Raw genomic sequence first — 21,570 nt, 5'->3', positions numbered from 1 at the left:
ATGCGTATTTGATAGATTTTACTTTGGCGCAGGTCAAAACCTGTCGGGCGAATAGTGGGTGCGAAAACGGCTTTCACCTTGACGCTGGCACGCGGGGAAAAACTTGATAGTCGGCGCGGGCGGGGCAGTCCAAAGGCTGCCCTCTGTTTCCGTGGCCAATAGCGTCGCTGGAAATTCGTTGGAGCAACGGGTCGGTGAGTAATTTGGGTTTCGCTGTTCGACTAACTGGCGGCTTTCGGCTCGGCTTCTGCCGGGACAGACAAGGCATGCGTCAACGCGCGTTCTGGCAAATCGGGCCGACCGTAAAAGAAGCCCTGAGCGCGTCGGGCCCCAAGGCCGAAGACGATTTGCGCCTGAGCCTGGTTTTCAATGCCTTCCACGACGATTTCAAGTTCCAGATTTTTCGCGATTTCAAACACGGACGCCAACATAAGCCGTGCTTTTTGGGATGTTTCCAGCTCTTCGACAAGAGAGCGGTCCACCTTTAGCTCATCAGCGACCATTGCACGAAGATATGCCAAAGATGAAAAGCCCGTTCCGAAGTCGTCGATTGCGATTTTGCAACCCAACTTCTTGAGCCCAAGAATGATGGATTTTGCCTGCTCCCAATCGCGCATTTCAGTGCTCTCCGTGATCTCAAGCGTCAAAAGGTCGGGGCGAAGGTCGGATTTCCACAAAGCGTGTTCGACGCTCTGGATTATCTTTTGAGAATTGAAGTGAAGGGCAGACAGATTGACACTCACGGCCAATTCCGTGCCATGTTGATCATTCCAATCCGCGATCAGCTTTGCCGCGTGGTTCAGCACGAAGTTGTCGATCCCAATAACCAGCCCACTTTCTTCGGCCAGAAGAATGAATTCCGCAGGGCTGACCAATCTGCTGTTGCGACGCCAACGAACCAGTGCTTCGAAACCGTAGGTCGTTCCTTTCGGCAATGACACTTTGGGTTGCAGGTGTACCTCAAGATCTCCGGCTGAAATCGCCTTGGGCAGTTCTTCCAGCATGGCGCGCCGGTCAAGGAAACGTTTTTCCAATTCCAGATCGTAAACAGTGTAGCAATTTCGTCCATTGGCCTTCGACGCATAAAGAGCAAAATCAGTCACGCGCGACATGCCGTCAATGGAGGCCGACATGCTCCCTTTGACCTGAGTCGTTGTCGCAAGCCCGATGCTGACGCTGACTTCAAGAGTTTCGCCTTCGAATGTCAGTGGCGCAGCGGCCCGCAAGATTAAGTGCTCACAAAGGGTGTCGAGAGCTTTCATGTCGTCGGTTAGTGCCACCATGGCAAATTCGTCGCCCCCAAGCCGCGCGGCAAAACCACCGTACTCGCCTGCCGCCTCGGTCAGAACCTGCCCGAGGCGTTTCAGAACCGCATCGCCCGCCGCATGGCCAAATGTATCATTGACCGTCTTGAATTCGTCCAGATCAATGTAAAGGAGGGCGACTGGCGAGTGTTCGTTTTCCAGCAGGCGTTGCAGGCGTTCTTGAAATTGGACTCGGTTTGGAAGTTCCGTCAACGGATCGAAAAACGCGAGAAATTCAACCCGCTTTTCCGCTTTTTCGCGCGCCCGTCGTCCTGAAACTTCAAGATGTAGAAACAAAAGCGCAATGCCGCCGACGATGGTCAATCCGATGAGGGATCCCAGCACGATCACTTGCTGTTTTTTTACCACCCTGTTCTGCGTAGACATTACCTCATCTCCATGACGCCGCATGTCGTCGAGCATTAGCACGAGTATCCTACGAGCGTCTTCGGAGGCGATAAGCAGTTCGTCAAAGAACCCGTCAAGGTTGGCATAGTTGCTTGCGATGGCATCATCGGCGAGCGCCACAATCTTCTCCAGAGATTCGACCGATGCAGTGCCGGTTTCAAAAGCTCGGTCTTTGTTCAGAATGTGCCGCAGGTGATCCGTGCGGACATAGACAATGTCGGTTGCATCGCGAAACGCCAAATCAAGCTCTGGCGTCATCTCGCTTGCGTTAATCGCCCTTTGGGTGACGAGCAGCAAGCGTTGGATGTCGCTAATTGCAACGTATCCGTTTCGGATTTGCCGATCCTCAAAGATCGCGTGTGTCTTGCCGAGCTGCGTAACGACGGATTGGGTGTAGAGCCCCGCACCGACGCCGAGGACCATAAGGAAGCCAATGGACATGAAAAACCCGACGCGCGAGGACAGCGCGTCGAGGATTGGGCGGTGCCGGCTGTGTTTTTTCTTGGCAAGGCCCGGCATCGAGGGCTTATTCGCTCGCTTCGATACGAGCAGCCATCCAGACATAATTGGATTCGGATGTCAGTGCGGATGCAGCGAACGTCTCCGCATCAATGATGAATTGTATAGGGCCGCGTGCTCGACGGCTGTGGGCGCGGCCATCTACGCGGGTCGCTACAAGAATATCGACGGATTTCAGGAGCTCCTGCGACATCGTCGTACTGTAATCGTTTTCTGCCGTCACAAGGATAGACGCAGCGCTATCCAATCCATGCGCGGCTAGAATTTCGGACAACATAACACCCTCGAACTCAGCAGGTTTTTCACGCCAGGGGGTTTTGGTTGTCAGGCTGTAGGTTGCAAACTTTTCGAGTTCCGCAGGTGAATAGCTGATCTCGTTTCCATCACCGTCGACAATAACAAGCGTCGCCTGGGCGTGGTTGATCGGGCCGAGTTCGGCTGGAACGGGTTTGCCCGCCAGCGCTGTCTGGCTGAGCATCAAAAGCGCCGCTGCTGCAGCATAAAACGTTGAACGCATGAGTGGTCTCCTCGGAAGGTAGGTAGTGCCACTCGAAGATACAAAAGGGCCGTTAATCATTGGTTTGGGGCTGGCTGGCCCGACAAGAAAAAAAGAACAAATTCGCCTAAATTCTGGGGCGAAGTTTGCTATCTACGAGGCTGCGGAAAATAATACTGAATGAGGGACTGCGCACGCCGTGTCCGGCAGTTTTGCCCACTGGATAGACATTTTAATTGCCGGTGCCGATAGGTTGCGCCGGTCCGTTTACATGGGGTCGAAGATGATTATCGACCGCTCTGGTGTTTGCACCAAGTTATTTCGCAGGCTCAGAAATGGCACCGTGTTGTAGGAGGGATGCGTCGCCTGCATCGCTGCAAGAAGTGACGCGTGCCCTCCTTCTTCGAGCCAGATATGGGCAGGGATAATATCACCTTCGGCAAATTGTTTGACGATGAATGATCTGCCGGTGCTCGTGCGCCCGGCAGCATAAACACGCACAACCCTCACAGGCGTTGCTCCCGGTGCAAAGGTTCGCCCTTCTACCGCGGCGCGAAACTCATGCAGACCGGCAATCTCGTTTGCCGCCCCGCGTTCATTGTTGAAGATCTTGATGATGAGTGCAGGGTTATCCGCCGATTCAAACACCGTACCCTGTTGACCGCTGCCAACGCGTTCCTCGGTCACGATCCGGGCGATGAAGCTCTCGGTGAGCTCGCCTTCGATGGCAAATCCGCCAAGCTCGTCAAGCTGTTGAAGCGTTTCGGGTGTGAAACGGGCATTTTCCACGGCCGCCGCTTCCTGCGACAGGGCTCGTGAGCGGATCAAGCCCCGGCGGGCCGCAGCCTGTCCAACACTCAGCGCGAAAGCTTCAAATCGGGCAGCACGCGCACCGGCGGAGGCCGCGGGTCCCAGTCCGGACAACTGACCGATGTAGGTATCTCTGCCGAACGTGGCTGAGCGTACACCTTTGAAGGCGAATGGAACCAGTAGAGTGACCGCATCAAAGGCCACTGTCGCGCCGCCGATCTGTCCGGATCTGTATTGAGAATAGGTATTGGCAAGCCCAAGGCCGACCAGCGGAATGGCCAATTCCGGGGCGAGCACAAGCACAGGGGCAGCAACAAACCCGAACACCATGGACAGGCCCACCTCGCCAAAGCTGAAGCTGCGGCGCGATCCTTCCAGAAGCTGCACGCCCTGACGTGACGCACTTATGGCACCGCCGATCAGTGCGCCGATACCTGCGATGATCAGCAGACCCACCACGGCGGGATGGAACCCGTCATCTCCAAAGGCCACGGGGTTGTTCCCGGCATAAGCATAGGGATTGCCGTAGGCCATCGAATGACCCCAGGCCCCCAAGGGATCGGGCTGGATAAAGCTGCGCAATGCCGGATCATAAAACCTCGGCCCATTGGCAAAGAGGCGTTCCTCGGCGAAATACCGACGGCCCCCGGTGTCAAGCGGCAGCAGAGATGCGTCGACTACGGCGCCTTGTCCCGTTCCCGAAGTATAATCATAGCGGATAACCACGCCTTTTTCGAACGGACGCCACCGGTTTTCTTCACGAATGATGGGAAGCTGCGTGCGGAAATAAGCGCTACGGGTCACGGCGGCGGCCATGGCACCTGGCGGTGGGGGAAGCGTCGCAATCGTGGGGTTGCCTTCCAATAGCAACCAGGGTGCGCCGTCTTGCATGACGATGGGATGGAAATTGCGCCACCGTGCCCCTTCACGCAGGCCGTAATGTATCAAGCTGCGTCTTTCGTCATAGATATAGCGCCGGACAGCCCGTTGCTGGTTGTCAAACTCGGCGATGATCTTGTCACGATCGTGAATGTAGAATTCAGACGTGCCGTCTCTTGTGCGAACGATGATGCGCCCGAGCGCATCGTAAAGGAATGTCGATGTGTCCTGGGAGGTAGTGAATGTACCGGGTGTAAAAACATCGAGTTTTGAAAGCCGGTCCAGCGCATCGTAGCCGAACGCTCGGCTTCCGGGTGGCTGCGTTTCAGCCGCATTGATCAGGCGGCCATCATCATCGAATTTCCAGGTTGTGGTCCCGACGGGATTTCCCGCGCTGGTCAGCTGATCAACACGTTGCCCGGCCGAATACGTGATGCTTGTGGCTTCATCGACGATTTGCCCACCCTTGCGCCCATTCGTTTCAAAAGAACGCAGACGGCCGGCGCCATCCCAGTCATAGTCAAAGTTCGCGAAGTCGTTGCCCTCGCCTTCGGTGATCGTTTTGGCACGGCTCAAACCATCATAGACAAACGTGGAATCGACCGACGTACCCGGCTGTCCGATGACACCGAAGTCGCGCCGGAACGGAAGCCCGTTAACCTCGTAACTTGTTTTCTCCGCACTGGTGCTGAGCGCGAGATAGTTCGGTTGGCCGGGACGGTTGATCTCATCCGTGATATGCAGGACGCGGAAATTCGGGCGCCCCTTCGTATCAAGCCGCTGGCTGGTGCGCACCTTGAGATTAAGGGTTTGCGCAGGCTGTCGCACGTTGAGGGTGATCGGGCGTTCAGTCTGAAGCAGGCGGCCAGGTCCCTGATGTTTGGCGGCAACCAATGTCCCGACCCGTGAAAAACTGATGGATTTGGCGTTGCCGTCTCCGCTGAACTGATAGGTCGCGCGCCCGATTGGATCAGGATAGCCGATATCCAGCCGACCGATGCCGTATTTGTAAATGACCGTTTCGTCAAAGGTGAATTCCGGAATGCTGGTGCGTTCGCTTGTTGTGCGCCCCATTGAGTCGATGGCACGATAGGTCTGCACCCTAAATTGTGCCCCTCCGTTCGAATCCGCCGCCCACCACATGCGGTCAAGCCCATCCAAACCGAATGTTTGTCGAATTGACTCCGCACCGTTCCGGTGAAGAACCTCCGTCAGTTTGCCGGTGCGGGAATAGGTGAAGTCCGAGGTGCGGCCACCCGTGCGCACAGCCTTTTTGATCCGTCCATCCTGCCTGCGTGTGAACGTCAAATCGCGTTGCTCGGGTTGCTGGATGGTCAGGGCCTGATCCCGGCCATCGAAGGTCACCTTGGTGACGCGTCCCAAGTCATCTGTCAGGCCGATACGGTTGTCGTTCAAATCATATTCGAAGGCCAGACGCATTTGGCCATCAGGGTTTGAGCTACTGGCCACGGCATCCGTGATTTGTGTCAGAAGGCGTCCGAACCCATCATGTCTGAATTCTGTCACGGTAAAGCTGCCCTGTTGCAGGGCTGAACGCTGGCCCCGCAAATTGCCGTCACTGTCATAGGCGTAACTGACAAGTGTGCCGTTTGAATCCCGATGGGTCAGGCGGCGCCCGAGATCGTCATAGCTGTTGACCTCTTGCAAAACCAGGTTTGCCGGCGGCAGGGGGCCGGTGATGCCCGCGTCCGGCAGCATTGTCGCGGTAGCCGTAAGAACAAGATCGCCATCGTAGCTGTAGGCCAGTGAATGTCCGCCGGGCAGCGTGACCTTTTCAAGCCTGCTCTGGGGGTTCCATTTGAAATCCACATCATTGCCAGCCGGGTCGCGCTGACGTTGCAATCTGCCACCTGGCGTGAACCAGGTTTGCTCAACCCAGTCGGTACCTCCGCCCGCCGTGATGGCGGGTCGTTGGCGTGGATCAAATATCTTGTGCTTGCGCACGATCGGCTGGTGGTTGGCATCGACGGTAAAGACGATCTCTCGCAGGACGCGCGTGACGGTGGATCCGCCAAGCTGCGTCGGGCGTGCGGTCAGGGGCCCCTCCACCCATTCACGCAAGAGCACCGGCCCACGATATTCAAGATGTCTGATCGCACCGTTTGGCCGTTCCTCGGTGAGCGGCCTGCCGATGTCGTCATAATTGGTAACGGTGCGTTGGCCGATGGGATCGATGACCAGCGAGACATTCCCATCCTCGTCATAATAGGTGAGCACGGTGCCCTCGTTCGTGCCACCAAAGCCGGATGTGTGCGACGTGATTTGTCCGCGTGCCGTGTAAAGCGTCTGTATCCTTGCATCCGACCGTTCACGGGAAGTCGCGCGCGGGCTGATCTGCAGGGTTTCCCGTTGCTCTGCGTCATATTCCCATTGCCAGCTGCGCGCCTGCGATCCTACAGGCCCAGAGGCAACTTCGGTTATCGCGGTGCGCTGGCCGAGAATATCATAGGCCGTCACATCGAACAGGCGCACCGGACCCTGCGCCGCGATGCCTGTAAACGATGCGGGGTCATCAACACGCTGTCGGATCGTGAGAACCGGCCAGTCGTTCAGGTTGTAGTTGTGGAAGCGCACATGGAAAAGCGGATCGACCTCGGCGGTGACGAGATCGCGGTCATCGTATGTATACCGCCAGACCCGGTTGCGCGCATCGGTGCGCGTATCAATCGTGCCGCGATCCGAAAAGGAGAACGCCTCTACCAACTCGCCGCCAATCATATTGCGCCTGATGCGCCCCGCGCCATCGATGGTCCATTCCTGCTCGATGCCATCCGGGTCCTTGTAGTATTTCGGAATGCCACCCGGCGCATAGTCATACTCCGACACCACGGGAACGCTGCCGCCCGTCGGCAAGGCCTGCGCGGGATAGGTGACTTTCAGGGGATTGCCGTTGTATTGCGGCGTGGCGCAACGGCCCTGATCATACTCAAGGGTGGTCAACCCCATGGGGCTACGCATTTCCGTCAAGGCGCCGAAAAGCCATTCATATTTATACGTGGTCTGGAATCTGGTCGTCCCACCGATCCCGACCCGGGTCATGGTCAGTCGCGCGTCGCGGCCAAGGTCGTTGTAATGTGTGACATCAAGAAAGACATCGTCCCGTTCGTCCCCCAGCGTGACTGATCGGTTCACATTGCGGTAAGTCGCAAGTTGTTCCCGGCCGCTGGGGTGAACCATCCTGTCGATATGATAATGCTGGTCGTACTCGATTGATGTGCGCAGGGTTTTCCCACGTCTTGTGCCACCGGTGCCAACCTGATCTCGGACCGAGATTGCGCGGACGACCTTGCTCGCCCCCATTTGCCGGAGCTGATATGTCCATTTGACCTGCATGCGATCCGTGACAATGACCTGCGTGGCCGATGCGTAGTTGATCCCATAGGTCCCCCCGGCAACCGACGCCGCGGTGGTGGGAGAGCCAACCCGCTGACTGACTACCCGCTCATTGCTGTCGTATTTGTTTTTCAGCCAGGAGGCATTGCTTCCCGCGGCCTCCTGCGGATTGACGATCTCGGAGAGCAGACCGGCCCGCGCACCCGCGGCATAGCGATAACGGATGCGCGGGGTGCCAGCGGCCCCGGCAACCAGAACGACGTCGGTAAGCTGGATATTGGCGTCATAGACGTATCTGAATGTCCGTTGCCAGGGGTCCGTGACAGTACTGATCCTTGGGCCGCCACCGATGAATTGGTAGTCAATCTTGTACTTTCGACCAATGCTGTCGGTGATTTCCCTTAGAACGAAGGTTTTTGTTCCGGGGTCAAACGGCAGCCCGTAGGTGAACCATGTGGTATTGCGATTTTTGTCTTCACTGCGAACACATCGACCTTCGCAATCCAGAAAGTCCTGGGTCCCACCCCGGTAGCGAATGCGAAAGAAGATTTCATCCTTGATCCCTTTGGGAGTTTTGCCCGACAGAACGGCGTAGCGTTCGATTTCGAAATCTTCGCCGTCATTTTGCCGGTAGGTCGTGACAACCGCAAAGAAATCGGCGTCACACCATTTCACCCAGCGAATGGCCCAAGACGCAAAAGCATGTTCGGTGACACGCCCGGTACCGTGATAAAATGTGAGCGGGCCGCCTGTTTCGGCGGCATTGAAGCGTTCGCACCACCCGCCCGGGCAGTACTCCGCCGTGGGGGGAGGCTGGACAACAACTCGAATGTTATACCCGTGATCCCAATTCCGCCCGATCGGGCCCAGATAGTCGATCCCGGATCGGTAGTGACGCGCAAACGCAAAGTCTGCTCCACGGCTCAGGACGCGATGATCTATGTGGTCATGGCCGAAACTGCCGTTGTTGACCCAGACACCTTCGGCGATGCGAAGTTCGTTCTGCGGGGGCTCCTGTTCCACAAGCACAGTCTGCGTATCTGCGACCTGTGGCATGCATATCCGGATGTCACCATTGCGATCCACGAGAACCTCGCAGCCGCAACCACCTTCCTTCTTTTTCTTTTTCTTCGGATCCAGGTGATTGAACCGCTCTGACAGCGCAGCCTCATCGACCTCATCAAACACGCCGGGCCGTTGGGCGTCTCCTGCATCGGAAAGCGTTCTGATACTGTCCCCGTCACCGGTTTGAGCCTCCATCCATGCGTCGATGTTGCCCGTGGAAAGGGCCTCAAGCCAGGATCGGGCATCCGCGAAGGGCACGTTCAGAAAATAGTTCCTTGAGCGCTCTTCTACTCTGTAGGTCACATAGTCCCAGGTGGCGATGAAGGGCGTGATCCTGCGTGTTCCTATGCTGCGCGGCTTGAGGCATTCGGCAAACAAATGGGGGCGACGGGGGCTCTGGGCTGGATCAGCGCCAGGCTGCAATCTCGCGTGAGTTGGTTCCTGTGTCTCCAAAGGAAGTGGGGACGCACCGGAAATCATGCGCGACACAAGCGCAACTTGCTCCCCATGTGCCAACTCTGCGGCGATAGGTTCCAGATGAGCCCAGAGCGTCGAGAGCATTTGCTGGGCATTTACCTGTGAACCATCGGCTAAGCGCAGTAATGCCTCGCGCCCCCGCGTATAAAGATCATCACCAAACGCGGCACGACCTGCAAAAGTGCCACGTCGTTGAACCGTGGGTTCAAGCCCTGTGTCGTCAAATTGAAAAGGCAGCGCCTTGTCATCGCCCCGTACCAGGCTGTCGAGGGCCGCAAGATAGCTTGCCGCGAAAAACAATGCCGCGGCGGAGAGCCTGTCGCCGGGCGGAATGAAGTCTCCACCGATCTCGAAACGGTTCTGCCGTGCGCGCACCAGCAACCCAGGCGAGGTGGTGACATCCATCATCAACATCATGGCTGGCGCCATGGTGCGGGCGTAAAGTCGGCTGAGCGCACTTATATCGACCGACATGCAAGATGCGCTGAAATGGGTCGAGTACCCTTTAAGGGAAAGATCGGCGGATTGTCCTGGAACCCTTTGGCGGACAATGCTCAGCAGGTCATCTCGCAAGTGGCGGGCGTTATCTGGCAGATCCCGGAAAAGGGCAGGGCCGACAAGCTCAGGCGTCGCTGCCATTTCGGCCTCCCAGCCGTCACAAATCAGCAGGGCACCGCTATCGAGGTAAAATCCGACGTCGCCCGCCGGACAGGCCGTCCGGTTCGATGCATCAGCAAGCGGTTTGATGATCTGCCGAAAATCTACCTGTCGGTCGCCCGAGAAAACTTCGTATTCCTGCTCGAATCCAAAGATGCGCCCCGGATAGGGTAGCCCAAAAACACAATCATTATGTGCCGCTTCGGAATCGAAAAAGCCCGGCTTGCCCATCGGTGTATTCCTCCGATTTACGCGCCTAACGCTTCTTTGTTCCGGTTTTCTTGCGGGTGGTGGCTGACTTCCTGGCGCGAGGCTTCACAGCTTTCGCAGTTCCGGAAGTGCTCAGTTTCTCGGCCTCGGCTTTGGCAAGGTTTACAGCAACTTCTGCAGCTTCCGCCGCGCTCAACTCGTTTTCCAGGCCACGTTCACCGGGAATAAATTCCGCGTTGTCCGTGACCAGATTTCCTTTTTCTCCCATGTCATGACCCCTTCGTGGTTTGTCGCAGTAGATACCGGGGAAAGTCCGGCAAAGCGTCCGAAGTGGGCCAATACTACCTTAATTTGGGCAAATAGTACACGTTTGGCGATTGTCTGCGCTGACGATACCCGCGCCAGCGCATCCGCGAGGCATCAGCAAAATACCTCTGCAAAGGGTCAGTTCCCCGAATTCTACATTGCCCAGATACGACCCGGCCGCGCGGTTTTCGCGCTAAAATAACGGACCCTTTGACAGAAGATTTCCGGAGTACGCCAGAGAAGTTGAACCGGCGGCCTTGTAGCGGGTCAGTTCCGCACTTTTCGAGCGGGTTTGAAAATCGCATCTTGGATCAGGACGCATGTGTTGGGACCGGCAATGCCATCGGTCTTTGCACGAGCCGGAAAGGGCGGTGGCAGGCTTTCATCGCTGCAGCCCCCGCGATAACTGGTCAGCATCGAAGCGGCGATCTCAGGAATAAGAGGCCCGTGGTCATTGAGGACGAGGTGTATTTCTGCCGTCTCCGGGCTGTCGAAATCCTGATCAAACCAGCCCTGTGGGATTAGCCCGCTCAGCAGGTTCGCTGAGAATTCGGCCGTCCCATCACTCTTGTTGACGGTACCGTCGGCATAGACGATCTGCGTTCTCACTTGCTCTGCGCGGCCAATGACATCCTCCGCTGAGCAGGGCGAGGATGTGCACGCCCATGGGGCATTGATAATGACCCACCACGCGGTGGTAACATGACCCGGTTCAAGCTCTGAGGTGCGCAGACGCATGACGGCGCCGTGTTTGTCAGTGACAAGCGTCGCCATCGCTTCCTTGATGGGCCGCGCCTCGGCGGTCTCGCTTGCCATATGCTCGACATAGGCCGTTCTGGTTGCCGTAGGTGGAAACCCATTGCCATGTAAAGGTGGCGCAAGAAGGCACAGCAATCCCGTGGCCGCCAGGAACCCCCTGGCGGGAAAAGCAGTCAAAGTCATGGTTATCTCCTGATATTGGTTCGTGCGGTCTCAGATTCCGGGGGCCGCATCCCGTTGAGTGTCAGATATCGGGGCGGGTACGATATTCTGGTTTACACGGAAGAGGTTGTTTGGATCATATCGCCGCTTGATCCGGGACAGACGTTCGAGGTTTTGACCGTAGGCCCTTGCGGAAGTGTCGGCTGTCTCAGTGATGAAATTGACGTACCCGCCGGGGGTTGCGTGTTTGGCGATACGGCTGGAGGCGTCCTTGAGCCATCCGATTACCTGCACATCGTCACCCGGGTTTCGCCAGCGCACCCCGGGTGTGGAAAGGAATTGCGTTTTCCGATGAGGGAACGCGGTTTCAGTGTCGGGAACGTCCGCTACCGCACCTCCCAACTGGCAAATCAGAATTTCGGATTCAGGCGTTGGTAAAGAGGGTGCCAACTCAACCAACAGGTCAATCAATGCGGGCCCAAGGTGTTGATGATTATGCGCGCGCCAGTAGTTCCGGGCACCGAACTCGTAAACCGGGTCCAAAAAGGATTGGGCTTCAATAAAGGGGCGGGCTTCGAGCGCGGAGCCAAGCGGAGTGGCCCCGCCATACAATTTGACGAGGTCGGTTCGGGCGTTTTGCGGATCACCGGTGTGACACTGCATCAGGTTCAGAACTTTGTCACCATGATGGGATTCCGGCAAAATCGGCAGGGCAGGGGCCGTCATGATGTTGGCCCATACGCAAGCTTCTCGCGGTAGGTTGGGGGCATGCGTCGCATAGGCATTGAGAACTCGGGCCGCATCCTCCAATGCAAAGAAAGTCGGACCAAAGAGCGCCTGATCGGACAGGTGATGAAGTTGAAAAGTGAAACTTGTCACCACCCCGAAGTTTCCGCTGCCTCCCCGAATTGCCCAGAAGAGATCAGCGTGTTTCTCTTTGGAAGCGGTGATAATTCTTCCATCCGCCAGAACAATTTCCGCGCTCAGCAGATTGTCAATGGTCAGGCCAAAACGTCGGGCCAACCAGCCGATGCCCCCGCCGAGCGTCAAGCCGCCTACACCGGTTTCGGACACAACGCCACCTGGCGTAACCAGCCCGTGAGCTTGCGTGGCGGTATCCAGATTTGCCCAGGTTGCACCGCCTTGCACACGGGCTTTTTTTGAACTGACATCTATCTCCACAGCGTGCATTTCAGTGAGGTCAATCATCAGGGCATCATCAGCGACTGCGGTGCCCGCAATGTTGTGACCTCCGCCCCGGACCGAAACGGGAAGCCCGGTGGCGGCCGCTTGCAATACAGCGTTTGAGACGTCTTCGGACCGGCGGCATCGCGCAATGGCCGAGGGATACCGATCAGCCGTGGCGTTCCACACTTGCCTCAGCTGATCATAGTCAGGGTGCTCTTTCGTGATCAAATCCAGTTGTGCGGTGCTCTGGGGTCCAGAGTTGTTGGAGGTGTTACCGGGCATGACAAATGCTTTCGAAATTCTGAAATCTATGGGTCAGCATGATGCCATGTCGTGAGAGATCAAAAAACTAAGTAAAATGAAGTACTCCAGATTTTGGAGTTGCCTTGTGGGCTGAAGGGTCGATAATCGGTGGTGCATTACAGAATGTCAGGAGATTGCTGATGTCTCAGAAAGGTTACGGACAATATTGCCCGCTCGCGCTTGCTGCTGAAATTCTTTGTGAAAGATGGACATTGCTTGTCATCAGCCGTGTGATTGACGGGTGTCATCGGTTCAATGAAATCCACCGCGGTGTCCCCAAGATTTCCGCAACATTGCTCAGCCAACGCCTTGCGTCACTGGAACATGCGGGGCTGATCGTGCGTTCGCCGCTGCCGAAAGGTCGGGGATACTCCTACGAGTTGACCGACGCAGGTCGTGATCTTGACCCCATCATCATGCAACTGGCGGGCTGGGGTCAGAAATGGTCGCGGGACATGGAGCGGGAGGATCTTGACCCGGCGTTTCTCGCATGGAGCATGCATACGCGGCTTAATGTTGCCGCGATGCCGCCCGGCCGTACCGTACTTGAATTCGCCTTTACCGGCGCGGGCAAGGGGATTTTCCGGTTTTGGCTGGTGGTTGAAAACGGGCAGGCGGACATGTGTCTGAAATATCCCGGGTACGCATCAGATCTGGTTATCTCATCCGAAATCAGACTGTTTATTGAGGCGTGGCGCGGTTTTCGGGATTTACGTGCAGAGATCGCCTCCGGCAATATTCGCCTTGAAGGGCCCGCTGAGCATCGGGCGCAGTTGCCTGAATGGTTGTTGCTGAGCGCGCTTGCGGAAATTCCGCGACGGGCGGGCCGGGAAGCGATATTTTACGATACAGCTCGTGCGGACACCGGGGCGGGGTGACGACCATACCAACGGTTCCCAGCGGTTGATGCAAAACATGGGACATGTGAATTATCGCCTCTGCAAGCGGTCGCGACGACCTCCCGGATGGCGCGCCAAAGTTCCCGCGACCCAACCATCTTCAAAAAATGTTAGCGCCATCGCCTTGATGCAGCTATCTTTTCAAAAAATCAGAAGCTCGTGGAGCCATGATGTCGAGGGATATATTTGATGCCATACCTTCGTGGGCGGTCTTCCTGCTCACGTGTGTTGTCATATTGGGAGCGTTGGAATTCGGGTACCGATTGGCCCGGTGGCGCAAAAAAGCAGTCACTACCGATCAGAATGCACCGATCGGTGTTGCGACCGGGGCCATTCTTGGTCTGGTGAGTTTTCTGTTGGCATTCACCTTCGGTATAGCAGCATCACATTATGACGCGCGCAAGGCGACCGTCCTCGAAGAGGCCAACGCCATTGGGACAGCCCATCTCAGAGCGGATTTCCTGCCCGAAGCTCAAAAGGCCGAGGCCGCAGCGCTTTTGAGGGACTACACTCAGCTGCGCCTGAGCGCGGCGCTGGCGCGGGTCAACAGGCAGGAATACGACGAAGTTGTAAGACGTTCAGAGGAAATCCATGGAAAGCTTTGGCGTTTGGTTGTCAGCAATGCGGCTGCCGACCCGACGCCAGTGAGCGCCCTTTTGGTCTCTGCCGTAAATGATGTCATCGACCTGCATAGCAAGCGTATCACACACGGTGTTCATAACCGCATTCCAATGGCCATCTGGCTGGGTCTCTATGCGGTATCCTGTGTCGGGATTGCCTCTGCGGCATACCGTATTTCGCAGAGCGCGAACAAACGATCAGATATGTTGCCTGCGCTCACATTCGCCTTTGCCGCAGTGATGACCCTCATCGCAGATCTGGACGATCCTCGACACGGGTTCCTGCTCAATGATCAGGCCCCGCTGCAAGCCACCCTGACGATCTTCGACGCCGGGAACTAACCCAACCCGCGCTATTGGGTCATAGGCCTTACTTCTTCTTCGCGTCGGCAGCGGCTTCCTGTTCGACCTGCGCCTGGACGGCACCACCTGCAGCCGCGCCTATGGCGGTTTGCTGCTCGACATTCAGGTCGTCGTGATCTTCCATACCAGGTATGGCAACACGGACCTCGCGCCGGGCGAACTCAATGTCGTTTTCCTTGAATGCATTGCGCACACGATTGTAGATTTCCTTGCGAATGGTGAATTGCGTGCCTGGCTTGGCCATGAATTTGCCGCGCATGACAATGCCCACATCGTCAAACTGGAACACGCCTTGGCTTTTGAAGGGTTCAAGGAAATCGTCCTTGAAAAGAGGATCCTCCAACATTTCCGCGCCGATCTTCTTGAATATCTTCTTCACCTTGTTGGGATCTGTGTCGAAGGGCACCGTGAACATCAGCTTCATGATCACCCAATCACGGCTGAAGTTGGTGACCTTTTCGACACCCCCGTAGGGAATGGTGTGCACATTGCCGCGATGATGACGCAGCTGCATGGACCGGATCGAGATTTTTTCAACGGTCCCCATGGTGCCCCCGACGTCCACATATTCACCGACGCGAAATGCATCATCGATCAGGAAGAACACGCCCGACACGATGTCTGTGACAAGTTTCTGGGCCCCGAACCCGATGGCCAGACCAAGTATACCAGCGCCTGCCAATAGCGGCGTGATATCGACGCCGAGCGACCCGATGGCCAGCAAGCCAAAGATCGTGCCGATGGTGATCTGGGCGGTCATCAGGACAAGAGGTAACACCGTCGCAAGTCGCGATCCTCCGGCCCCGCCGCCTTCGCCTGCTTCCTGATCGGTTGTCATGCTGGCCGAGCGTTCCTGCGCAAGCCGTCGGTTGATCCAGAGCGATACCAGCTCGTAAACGATGTATCCGATTGCACAGATCACCAGGAATTCGATCAGGTTACCGGCAAATTGTTCTCCCGCACCCGCCGAAGCGACGTTGGCGAGATCAATGTCCCAGGCACCGGCGATGATCAATACGATCAGTCCGAAAGCCAGAACCCGGCCAATGCGAATGAGGCTGCGCTTGTTCGATCTGTAGGCCTGCTCGGCAACAGGTCCTTCGCCGATCATTGGTGGTTGAAGATGCCTGACAAGACCGCGGATTGCGGTGTCAATGAGCGGGGCCATCAGCAACCAGAACATGGTGGTATAGTGGGGGGCTTTGAAAAGCAGGGCAAAATTCCCGTAACCGGATACGATGGTCACCAATGCCCAGGTCAGCACGGAAACCATCATTCCGAAGTAGGGATAGAAACGCGCCACTTGCTCGTCGTAACGGGTGCGATCCGGATCCTTGCCACGCATCATATCGGTCAAGCCTTCGCGGGCTGTCCATGCAATGATGACGATGTAGGCGTGAAGCGCGAGATTGAGCCAGAAGCCCAATCTTGTTTCCCCGACCGGCACGCCGAAGCGCGCATTGAACTCCACGATAAAGAGGGTGAAACCACCCAACAGGCCCAGGCCGATCATGTTGCGGTGAAGGTAATTTGCCCAGTGATCACTTACGCTGAGCAGTCGCAGCTCGGGCCGGTGCGGCGCAAGCGCAAAGCGTGACAAGGCCGCGATCAGCCGCGGGATCAGGATCAGCAACCGGACCGCGGGGGCGAGGACAGCAACTTGTTCGGCATCAAGAAACGACGCGCCAACGATCCGTATAACCACATAAAATACAACAAGTCCAAGAAGTTCACGACCCAATCGACGTGCGAGAAACCCTAAGGTTTCGGCCAGATTACTCCCTTCCGCGTTAGGTGCAGATTTGCTGCGGCGTTCGAGAGTTTTGGTAACGAGCACCTCTGCGGCGTAACCGATCCCAAGCACGACAATCAGCAATCCGGACAAAACAAGAAGACCGCTGGCTCCGAAGGTTGCGCCGAAAATGGAGAAGGCTTCAATCTGTTTTGAAAAAAGGATTGGCAGCCGGAGAAATGCTTCGACGATGGGCGTGTAGAATGCCGTCCAGGTCTGAGTGATCACATCCGTCAAGGATGCCGACGATTGAGTGACGCTGGCCTCTGCCTGCGCAACCGCGTCCAACCTGTCCAGCAGCATGGCGCGCACCTGATCGTCGGACATGCGAGCGACCATTTCGCGGACGGCTTCGGGTGATATCGGATCAGGAAGCTCCGGCGCTGCAATTTGCGTCGTCTCGGAGGGGTTCGACACACCCGATACCTGTGCGGTCAAAATTACCGGAAGAGTAAGGGTGATCAAAAACGCGAAAAATGCGGGTAAGAACCGAATTTGCATGGCTAATTCCTGATTTGCTAATCCCTGACCTAACATCAATTTGGCTTTTCGAAAACGCGCAACACACGTAATGCGCACATTTGGTATCGGGCGTATGATAAATGCGTCACCCCAGTCCGGTTTTGGTCAGGTATGGTTTGAATTTGATGGCCGGCACTGGCCCGTCTGGCAAGGCAGCGACTTGGGCTATTCAAGAGCTAAATCAGTGTCTTACCAGATGCGGCGGTTTGCACGATATATCATGGTCAAAAGCGCCGCAATCGACTAGCGTCCCGACATGAGCCAAGTCAACATAAGCCCGTCTGATACGTTGGGTGCCTTGCCCCGGATCCCATCATGGGCAACCAGCACCCGTGCCAAATCAGAGGACGAGATTGCCTTCCAGTCTGGGGCTGCGCTGGCTTTGCTCCACACCGTTCTTGCCTGCGCAGAGGTTCCGCAGGCTTTGTTGCGCGAACGCCTCGCCTTGCGCGCGGCTGAGGCCAACGTGCGGATGTCAGGGCGTTTTGAGAGGATCGGCGAACTGCGGGATGAAGTGCATCTATTGCGGCCGGGGGATACGCCCGGACCTGCCGGCGCGATTTACATGCAATGGCGCAGGGTCATCTCGCGGCAGATCTCCTTGGGCGCGCTATCGAAGGCGCTGCCGGACCTGCCCGCGCAGGATATGGCGACTTGGCTCGATATGGCGCGAGGATCACCCATCAGACAGGCAACAGCAGTTTTTGCGACGGTTTTGGCGGAGAACAAATCTGACGAAACGGTTGCGTTGATACTTGCTGACGCAGCGCTTTCGCGCGCTTGCGGATGGAAACATCTGGTCCCTTTGCTGGCACTTGGCCTGCGGTCCCGCGATCTGCGGTGCACGGGAAGTGATCTGCATACCGCCATTGGCAAAGCAACAATCGAGGCCGCGACTGAAGCGGTGACCATGGCGCGTGATCTTGCTCAGCGGTCCGCACGACTTGAGGCCGCCCGCGCGAAGCTGCGCGCGAAGGGAGCAGAAAAAGCGGTGGCCTTGTTTCTCAGTCGCGACGCTCTCGCCCCGATGGCGCTCAATGATGCGATGTCTGGCCGAGCCGCGCGGCGCTTTTGTCAACGGCTTGTTGATCTGGGCGTTGTGCGAGAACTGACCGGACGCGACACTTTCAGAATCTATGGGGTCTGACATGGCCGAGCAGGAACTTGACCGCGCTCTGGAAGATCTTCCACCGGAATTGCGTTGGCGCGAATGGATGCGCCGGATCGAAGCGGTGTTGTTTGCCTCCGCCTCTCCGGTTTCGTCGGAGGCCTTGACCCGGGTAATAGGACCGTCTGCGTCGGTGGACTTGCTGATCGCTGACCTTGCCGTTGAATTGTCCGACCATCCGTTTGAGATCGCTCAAGTGGCAGGTGGGTGGATGCTACGCACGCGCTCTGCCTATTCGGCGGTGATCCGGGCAGCGGCGGATGTCGCGGATCAGATCCTCGATCTGCGAGAGTTTGACGTAGCCGTGCTAGCCGCCATCGCCTACCAGCAGCCGATCACGCGAGAAGGGCTTAAAAACATATTCGGCAAAGAAATCAGCCGGGACTTGATCGGGCGGCTACACGCGCGCAATCTGATAACCACAGGTCCGCGTAGCCCCCGCAGAGGGGCGCCCTATACCTTCGTAACCACGGATCAGTTCCTCGCTGCTTTTGGATTGGAAAGCCTGCGAGATCTGCCAGACAAAGAGCAATTGGATGATGCGGGTTTTGGTAAGGAACAAACGCAATCTGACTAGACAAAGCTCTTCATGCGTTCAGGGCCTTGGCATGGGCTCCCAATGGTCAGGTTTTTCGTCCTCGAAATCTGAAGGACGAGATAAATCCGAAACTACGTTGCGCATTGCTGAAGATCACGCCAATAATCCACTTGGGTGCCCTGACCATCAACGATGTTACATGCGGGGAGTGCATGTTGACTGACTTCAAGAGCGATATGATTGCCGTCCTGCCGCGTCTGCGACGTTTTGCGCAGACATTGACGCGGTCCGTTCCCGAAGCCGACGATCTGGTGCAGGAAGCCTGTTTGCGGGCGCTGAGCCGGGCGCATCTTTGGGATCAGGGCCAACCTTTTGATCGCTGGTTGTTCCGGATCACCCGAAACCTGTGGATCAGCGAGCTTCGTAAAAATAAGGTTAGGCTTGGGGAAGGCCATATTCCGGCAGAGGAAAGCGCGGAGTTGGTTACCATGGAAACGGGTGAATCCCGTGTGGCCTTTTCGCAGCTTCAAGGCCGTATCGCGACATTGCCAAGTGAACTTACAACGGTTTTGTTGGTCGTTTCCGTGGAAGGTTACAGCTACGCAGAAGCCGCTGAACTTTTGGATATTCCAATAGGCACCGTCATGAGCCGCATTCACCGAGCGCGCAAAACGCTTGCCCAGAAGATCGCCGAACCAGAGGGAGGTGTCCTGTAATGCAGTACCAGGAAAATCTGAGCGCCTTTCTGGATGGAGAGCTGTCGGAAACTGATACGCGAAAGATCGAAAGCGCACTGGAAACTGACACCCGGCTGCAAGCCGAGTTGGCCTCTTTGATCGAGGCGGATCAACTTGCAAAGGAGGAATTTGCGGCCCTTGTTGATGAGCCTTTGCCGCGTGATCTGGTGAAATCCATTCAAAACGCGCCCGAAAATCCGGTGGCGAACAGCCCGGCAGCGCCAACCCGGCGCGCCAATTGGCTCACGGCAATGGCGGCTTCGGTCGCTCTTGCCATCGGCGGCGTGGGCGGATTTCTGACCGGAAGCTCTCAGACTGAGCAACAGGTTGCGGCTCCCGGATGGTTGCAGGACATCGCTGACTACCATGAGGTTTACGCGGACCAAAAACGCCATTTGGTTGAAGTCGCTGCGTCAGAGCGAGACCACATTCAGGTTTGGCTGTCGACGACCTTGGGAACGGACGTGCGTGTGCCTGACTTGTCGGAGAATGGATTGGAATTTCAGGGTGCCCGCCTGCTTGTGGCCGCTGGAAAACCTGTCGCGCAATTGATGTACCTCGATGCGGATCAACGTGTCATAGCCCTTTGCCAGATACAATCGGCATCGCCACGTGACGGTTTCGCCGACCAGACCATAGGTGATTTTGACCTGGTTTCCTGGGGTGGCGAAACGTCGAATTTTGTGGTTGTCGGCGATGATGATCGAGGTGATCTGGTCGATATCGCACGCACGGCGGCCTCTCAGGTTTGATGGTTCAAGAGCCCTGTAATTTATAACTGCAAAAATTTTTCCCGGATACCGAGAATAATCCGCAGCGCTCGCGCGTAACACTTATGCGAGCGGAAAACTGTCTGCTTTTCAAAATTGGTAGGAGCCTGGTCTCAACATTGATTATCTGCATGTCCCCATTGTTTTTTTAGGACACGGGTAGGTCGCAAGACCTGTTTAATTGTTTGTTTCAGATAAATTGAGACCAGTGCTTCTGCCTGTTTTCGACATTGCCCGCCCGCTGGGCGCCTTGGCGCAGCCCAACTGACGCAATGGTTAATGTTTAGGAGATATCATGTTTTCAATTCGCATTTCTGCCCTTCTGGGCGCGCTCATTTTAGCGCCCCTTACCGCCACCGCCGCTCCGGTGGTTTTTTCGGCTGCCGGTCCCGATAAGGCCAGCATTCAGGCTGAAGTAGACGCCTTTCGCAACGCCCTGGGAAGCCTCAATCAGAATGAGCCCGTCAACTTTGAAGGCGGCCGGAGGCAGATCAATTGGGATGCGGCTCCTGATGCCGTTTCAGATCCGAACCCGTTCCCGGGTGACTTTTTCAACTTCAACGCCGCGCCCCGTGCCCGTGGCATCGAGTTCCGACCCAGTGAAAACCCAAAAGCAGGATCGCCGGATCAAATTGCCAAGGGTTTCCAACTCAGCAGCACCGAAGCCTCGGGCGAGCCGGTTCGGTTTGGCTTTGAGGACGATCTGAGTGTCTTTAGCCCTGAACGCCTGTTTGCGCCCACAGGCGGAACCATTTTTGACGTTCTGTTCTTTGATCCTGCGGATCAGACCACACCGGGTGCTACCCGCGGGTTGGGCATCGTTTTCACCAATGTGAACGAAATTTTGGATTACGAAACGCAGAAGAAAACCACCAATGCAAAGGTGGATTTCTTTCTTAACGATCAAGATGTTACATCCGATCACCCCGCGTTTTCGCTGAATGCGGAGGCAAGTGGCCCGGGTGGACTGTCCTTTCTTGGGGTGCTCTTTGATGATCCGATCCTCGCAGGCGCCACGGTTCAGGCAGGTCTGATCCCCTTTGACGAGGCCGCAAAAGGAGCTCACGTCGTCGCCATGGATGACTTCATCTTTGGTGAGCCCACCGTCGCGCCTGTGCCGGTGCCTTCCAGTGTGTTGCTGCTTGGGTCTGCGCTGATTGGTGGCGCTGCATTCGCGCGCCGACGTCGCCGGATGATCTAGGCAAATCTTACGGGCGAATGGGGCCGTTCCTTGGGGGCGGCCCCTTTGTTGCCCGCTGACAGC

15 protein-coding genes are annotated in these 21,570 nt (G+C 56.6%); 8 read left to right on the top strand and 7 right to left on the bottom strand.

Annotation, left to right across the window (positions count from 1 at the left end; all coding sequences use genetic code 11):
* Positions 1 to 221: 221 nt before the first annotated feature.
* The gene (locus tag Q0802_RS12920; protein ID WP_298918834.1) at positions 222 to 2,231 is read right to left on the bottom strand and encodes an EAL domain-containing protein; all 2,010 of its coding nucleotides are present in this window, start codon (positions 2,229 to 2,231) and stop codon (positions 222 to 224) included.
* 7 nt (positions 2,232 to 2,238) lie between these two features.
* Positions 2,239 to 2,748, bottom strand: a complete 510-nt coding sequence (locus Q0802_RS12915; RefSeq protein WP_298918831.1) for a hypothetical protein — start codon at positions 2,746 to 2,748, stop codon at positions 2,239 to 2,241.
* A gap of 25 nt (positions 2,749 to 2,773) precedes the next feature.
* Between Q0802_RS12915 and Q0802_RS12910 the strand changes: the two genes are divergently transcribed.
* Positions 2,774 to 2,911 carry a hypothetical protein gene (locus Q0802_RS12910; RefSeq protein WP_298918828.1) on the top strand — a complete coding sequence of 46 codons (138 nt, stop codon included), beginning with the start codon at positions 2,774 to 2,776 and terminating at the stop codon, positions 2,909 to 2,911.
* A gap of 83 nt (positions 2,912 to 2,994) precedes the next feature.
* Here the strand turns inward: Q0802_RS12910 and Q0802_RS12905 are convergent, their stop codons facing one another.
* The 4 genes from Q0802_RS12905 to Q0802_RS12890 all read right to left on the bottom strand — a co-directional run bounded on the left by Q0802_RS12905 (position 2,995) and on the right by Q0802_RS12890 (position 12,876).
* Positions 2,995 to 10,200: an RHS repeat-associated core domain-containing protein gene (locus Q0802_RS12905; RefSeq protein ID WP_298918825.1), complete on the bottom strand. Its 7,206-nt coding sequence runs from the start codon at positions 10,198 to 10,200 to the stop codon at positions 2,995 to 2,997.
* A 25-nt stretch (positions 10,201 to 10,225) separates the two neighbouring features.
* On the bottom strand, positions 10,226 to 10,447 hold the full coding sequence (locus Q0802_RS12900) for a hypothetical protein (RefSeq protein WP_298918822.1): 222 nt from the start codon (positions 10,445 to 10,447) through the stop codon (positions 10,226 to 10,228).
* 305 nt (positions 10,448 to 10,752) lie between these two features.
* A complete protein-coding gene (locus Q0802_RS12895) occupies positions 10,753 to 11,427 on the bottom strand; it encodes a hypothetical protein (protein WP_298918819.1) in 675 nt (224 codons plus the stop codon).
* A 30-nt stretch (positions 11,428 to 11,457) separates the two neighbouring features.
* On the bottom strand, positions 11,458 to 12,876 hold the full coding sequence (locus Q0802_RS12890) for an FAD-binding oxidoreductase (protein ID WP_298918816.1): 1,419 nt from the start codon (positions 12,874 to 12,876) through the stop codon (positions 11,458 to 11,460).
* A gap of 161 nt (positions 12,877 to 13,037) precedes the next feature.
* On the opposite strand from Q0802_RS12890, the gene Q0802_RS12885 reads away from it, so the two are divergent.
* Both Q0802_RS12885 and Q0802_RS12880 read left to right on the top strand, forming a co-directional pair.
* Positions 13,038 to 13,775, top strand: a complete 738-nt coding sequence (locus tag Q0802_RS12885) for a helix-turn-helix domain-containing protein (protein ID WP_298918814.1) — start codon at positions 13,038 to 13,040, stop codon at positions 13,773 to 13,775.
* 191 nt (positions 13,776 to 13,966) lie between these two features.
* Positions 13,967 to 14,758, top strand: coding sequence for a hypothetical protein (locus Q0802_RS12880; RefSeq protein ID WP_298918811.1), 792 nt, complete (start codon positions 13,967 to 13,969; stop codon positions 14,756 to 14,758).
* 28 nt (positions 14,759 to 14,786) lie between these two features.
* Here the strand turns inward: Q0802_RS12880 and Q0802_RS12875 are convergent, their stop codons facing one another.
* On the bottom strand, positions 14,787 to 17,072 hold the full coding sequence (locus Q0802_RS12875) for a mechanosensitive ion channel family protein (RefSeq protein ID WP_298918808.1): 2,286 nt from the start codon (positions 17,070 to 17,072) through the stop codon (positions 14,787 to 14,789).
* Positions 17,073 to 17,349: 277 nt separating this feature from the next.
* On the opposite strand from Q0802_RS12875, the gene Q0802_RS12870 reads away from it, so the two are divergent.
* The 5 genes from Q0802_RS12870 (at position 17,350) to Q0802_RS12850 (ending at position 21,507) form a co-directional block, all read left to right on the top strand.
* A complete protein-coding gene (locus Q0802_RS12870) occupies positions 17,350 to 18,240 on the top strand; it encodes a DUF1403 family protein (protein WP_298918805.1) in 891 nt (296 codons plus the stop codon).
* The gene (locus Q0802_RS12865) at positions 18,230 to 18,838 is read left to right on the top strand and encodes an SMC-Scp complex subunit ScpB (RefSeq protein ID WP_298918802.1); all 609 of its coding nucleotides are present in this window, start codon (positions 18,230 to 18,232) and stop codon (positions 18,836 to 18,838) included. Before Q0802_RS12870 ends, Q0802_RS12865 begins: the two co-directional genes overlap by 11 nt.
* A 173-nt stretch (positions 18,839 to 19,011) precedes the next feature.
* Positions 19,012 to 19,515 (top strand): RNA polymerase sigma factor, encoded by a 504-nt coding sequence (locus Q0802_RS12860; protein WP_298918800.1) that lies wholly within the window; start codon positions 19,012 to 19,014, stop codon positions 19,513 to 19,515.
* A complete protein-coding gene (locus tag Q0802_RS12855; RefSeq protein ID WP_298918797.1) occupies positions 19,515 to 20,288 on the top strand; it encodes an anti-sigma factor in 774 nt (257 codons plus the stop codon). The genes Q0802_RS12860 and Q0802_RS12855 overlap by 1 nt, the downstream gene beginning before the upstream one ends.
* Before the next feature lie 313 nt (positions 20,289 to 20,601).
* Positions 20,602 to 21,507 carry a PEP-CTERM sorting domain-containing protein gene (locus Q0802_RS12850; protein WP_298918795.1) on the top strand — a complete coding sequence of 302 codons (906 nt, stop codon included), beginning with the start codon at positions 20,602 to 20,604 and terminating at the stop codon, positions 21,505 to 21,507.
* The last annotated feature ends 63 nt before the right edge of the window (positions 21,508 to 21,570 follow it).

This window comes from uncultured Roseobacter sp., from assembly GCF_947495275.1.
Taxonomy (GTDB): Bacteria; Pseudomonadota; Alphaproteobacteria; order Rhodobacterales; family Rhodobacteraceae; genus Roseobacter.
This window is presented reverse-complemented; position numbering and strand designations above follow the sequence as displayed.

What these genes read in the sequence shown, in the direction of transcription:
- Q0802_RS12870 (WP_298918805.1), top strand. Translation starts at nt 17,350, where the DNA reads ATGAGCCAAGTCAACATAAGCCCGTCTGATACGTTGGGTGCCTTGCCC.
- Q0802_RS12855 (WP_298918797.1), top strand. Translation starts at nt 19,515, where the DNA reads ATGCAGTACCAGGAAAATCTGAGCGCCTTTCTGGATGGAGAGCTGTCG.
- Q0802_RS12850 (WP_298918795.1), top strand. Translation starts at nt 20,602, where the DNA reads ATGTTTTCAATTCGCATTTCTGCCCTTCTGGGCGCGCTCATTTTAGCG.
- Q0802_RS12890 (WP_298918816.1), bottom strand. Translation starts at nt 12,876, where the DNA reads ATGCCCGGTAACACCTCCAACAACTCTGGACCCCAGAGCACCGCACAA.
- Q0802_RS12900 (WP_298918822.1), bottom strand. Translation starts at nt 10,447, where the DNA reads ATGGGAGAAAAAGGAAATCTGGTCACGGACAACGCGGAATTTATTCCC.
- Q0802_RS12920 (WP_298918834.1), bottom strand. Translation starts at nt 2,231, where the DNA reads ATGCCGGGCCTTGCCAAGAAAAAACACAGCCGGCACCGCCCAATCCTC.
- Q0802_RS12880 (WP_298918811.1), top strand. Translation starts at nt 13,967, where the DNA reads ATGTCGAGGGATATATTTGATGCCATACCTTCGTGGGCGGTCTTCCTG.
- Q0802_RS12895 (WP_298918819.1), bottom strand. Translation starts at nt 11,427, where the DNA reads ATGACTTTGACTGCTTTTCCCGCCAGGGGGTTCCTGGCGGCCACGGGA.
- Q0802_RS12885 (WP_298918814.1), top strand. Translation starts at nt 13,038, where the DNA reads ATGTCTCAGAAAGGTTACGGACAATATTGCCCGCTCGCGCTTGCTGCT.
- Q0802_RS12905 (WP_298918825.1), bottom strand. Translation starts at nt 10,200, where the DNA reads ATGGGCAAGCCGGGCTTTTTCGATTCCGAAGCGGCACATAATGATTGT.
- Q0802_RS12875 (WP_298918808.1), bottom strand. Translation starts at nt 17,072, where the DNA reads ATGCAAATTCGGTTCTTACCCGCATTTTTCGCGTTTTTGATCACCCTT.
- Q0802_RS12860 (WP_298918800.1), top strand. Translation starts at nt 19,012, where the DNA reads ATGTTGACTGACTTCAAGAGCGATATGATTGCCGTCCTGCCGCGTCTG.
- Q0802_RS12915 (WP_298918831.1), bottom strand. Translation starts at nt 2,748, where the DNA reads ATGCGTTCAACGTTTTATGCTGCAGCAGCGGCGCTTTTGATGCTCAGC.
- Q0802_RS12865 (WP_298918802.1), top strand. Translation starts at nt 18,230, where the DNA reads ATGGGGTCTGACATGGCCGAGCAGGAACTTGACCGCGCTCTGGAAGAT.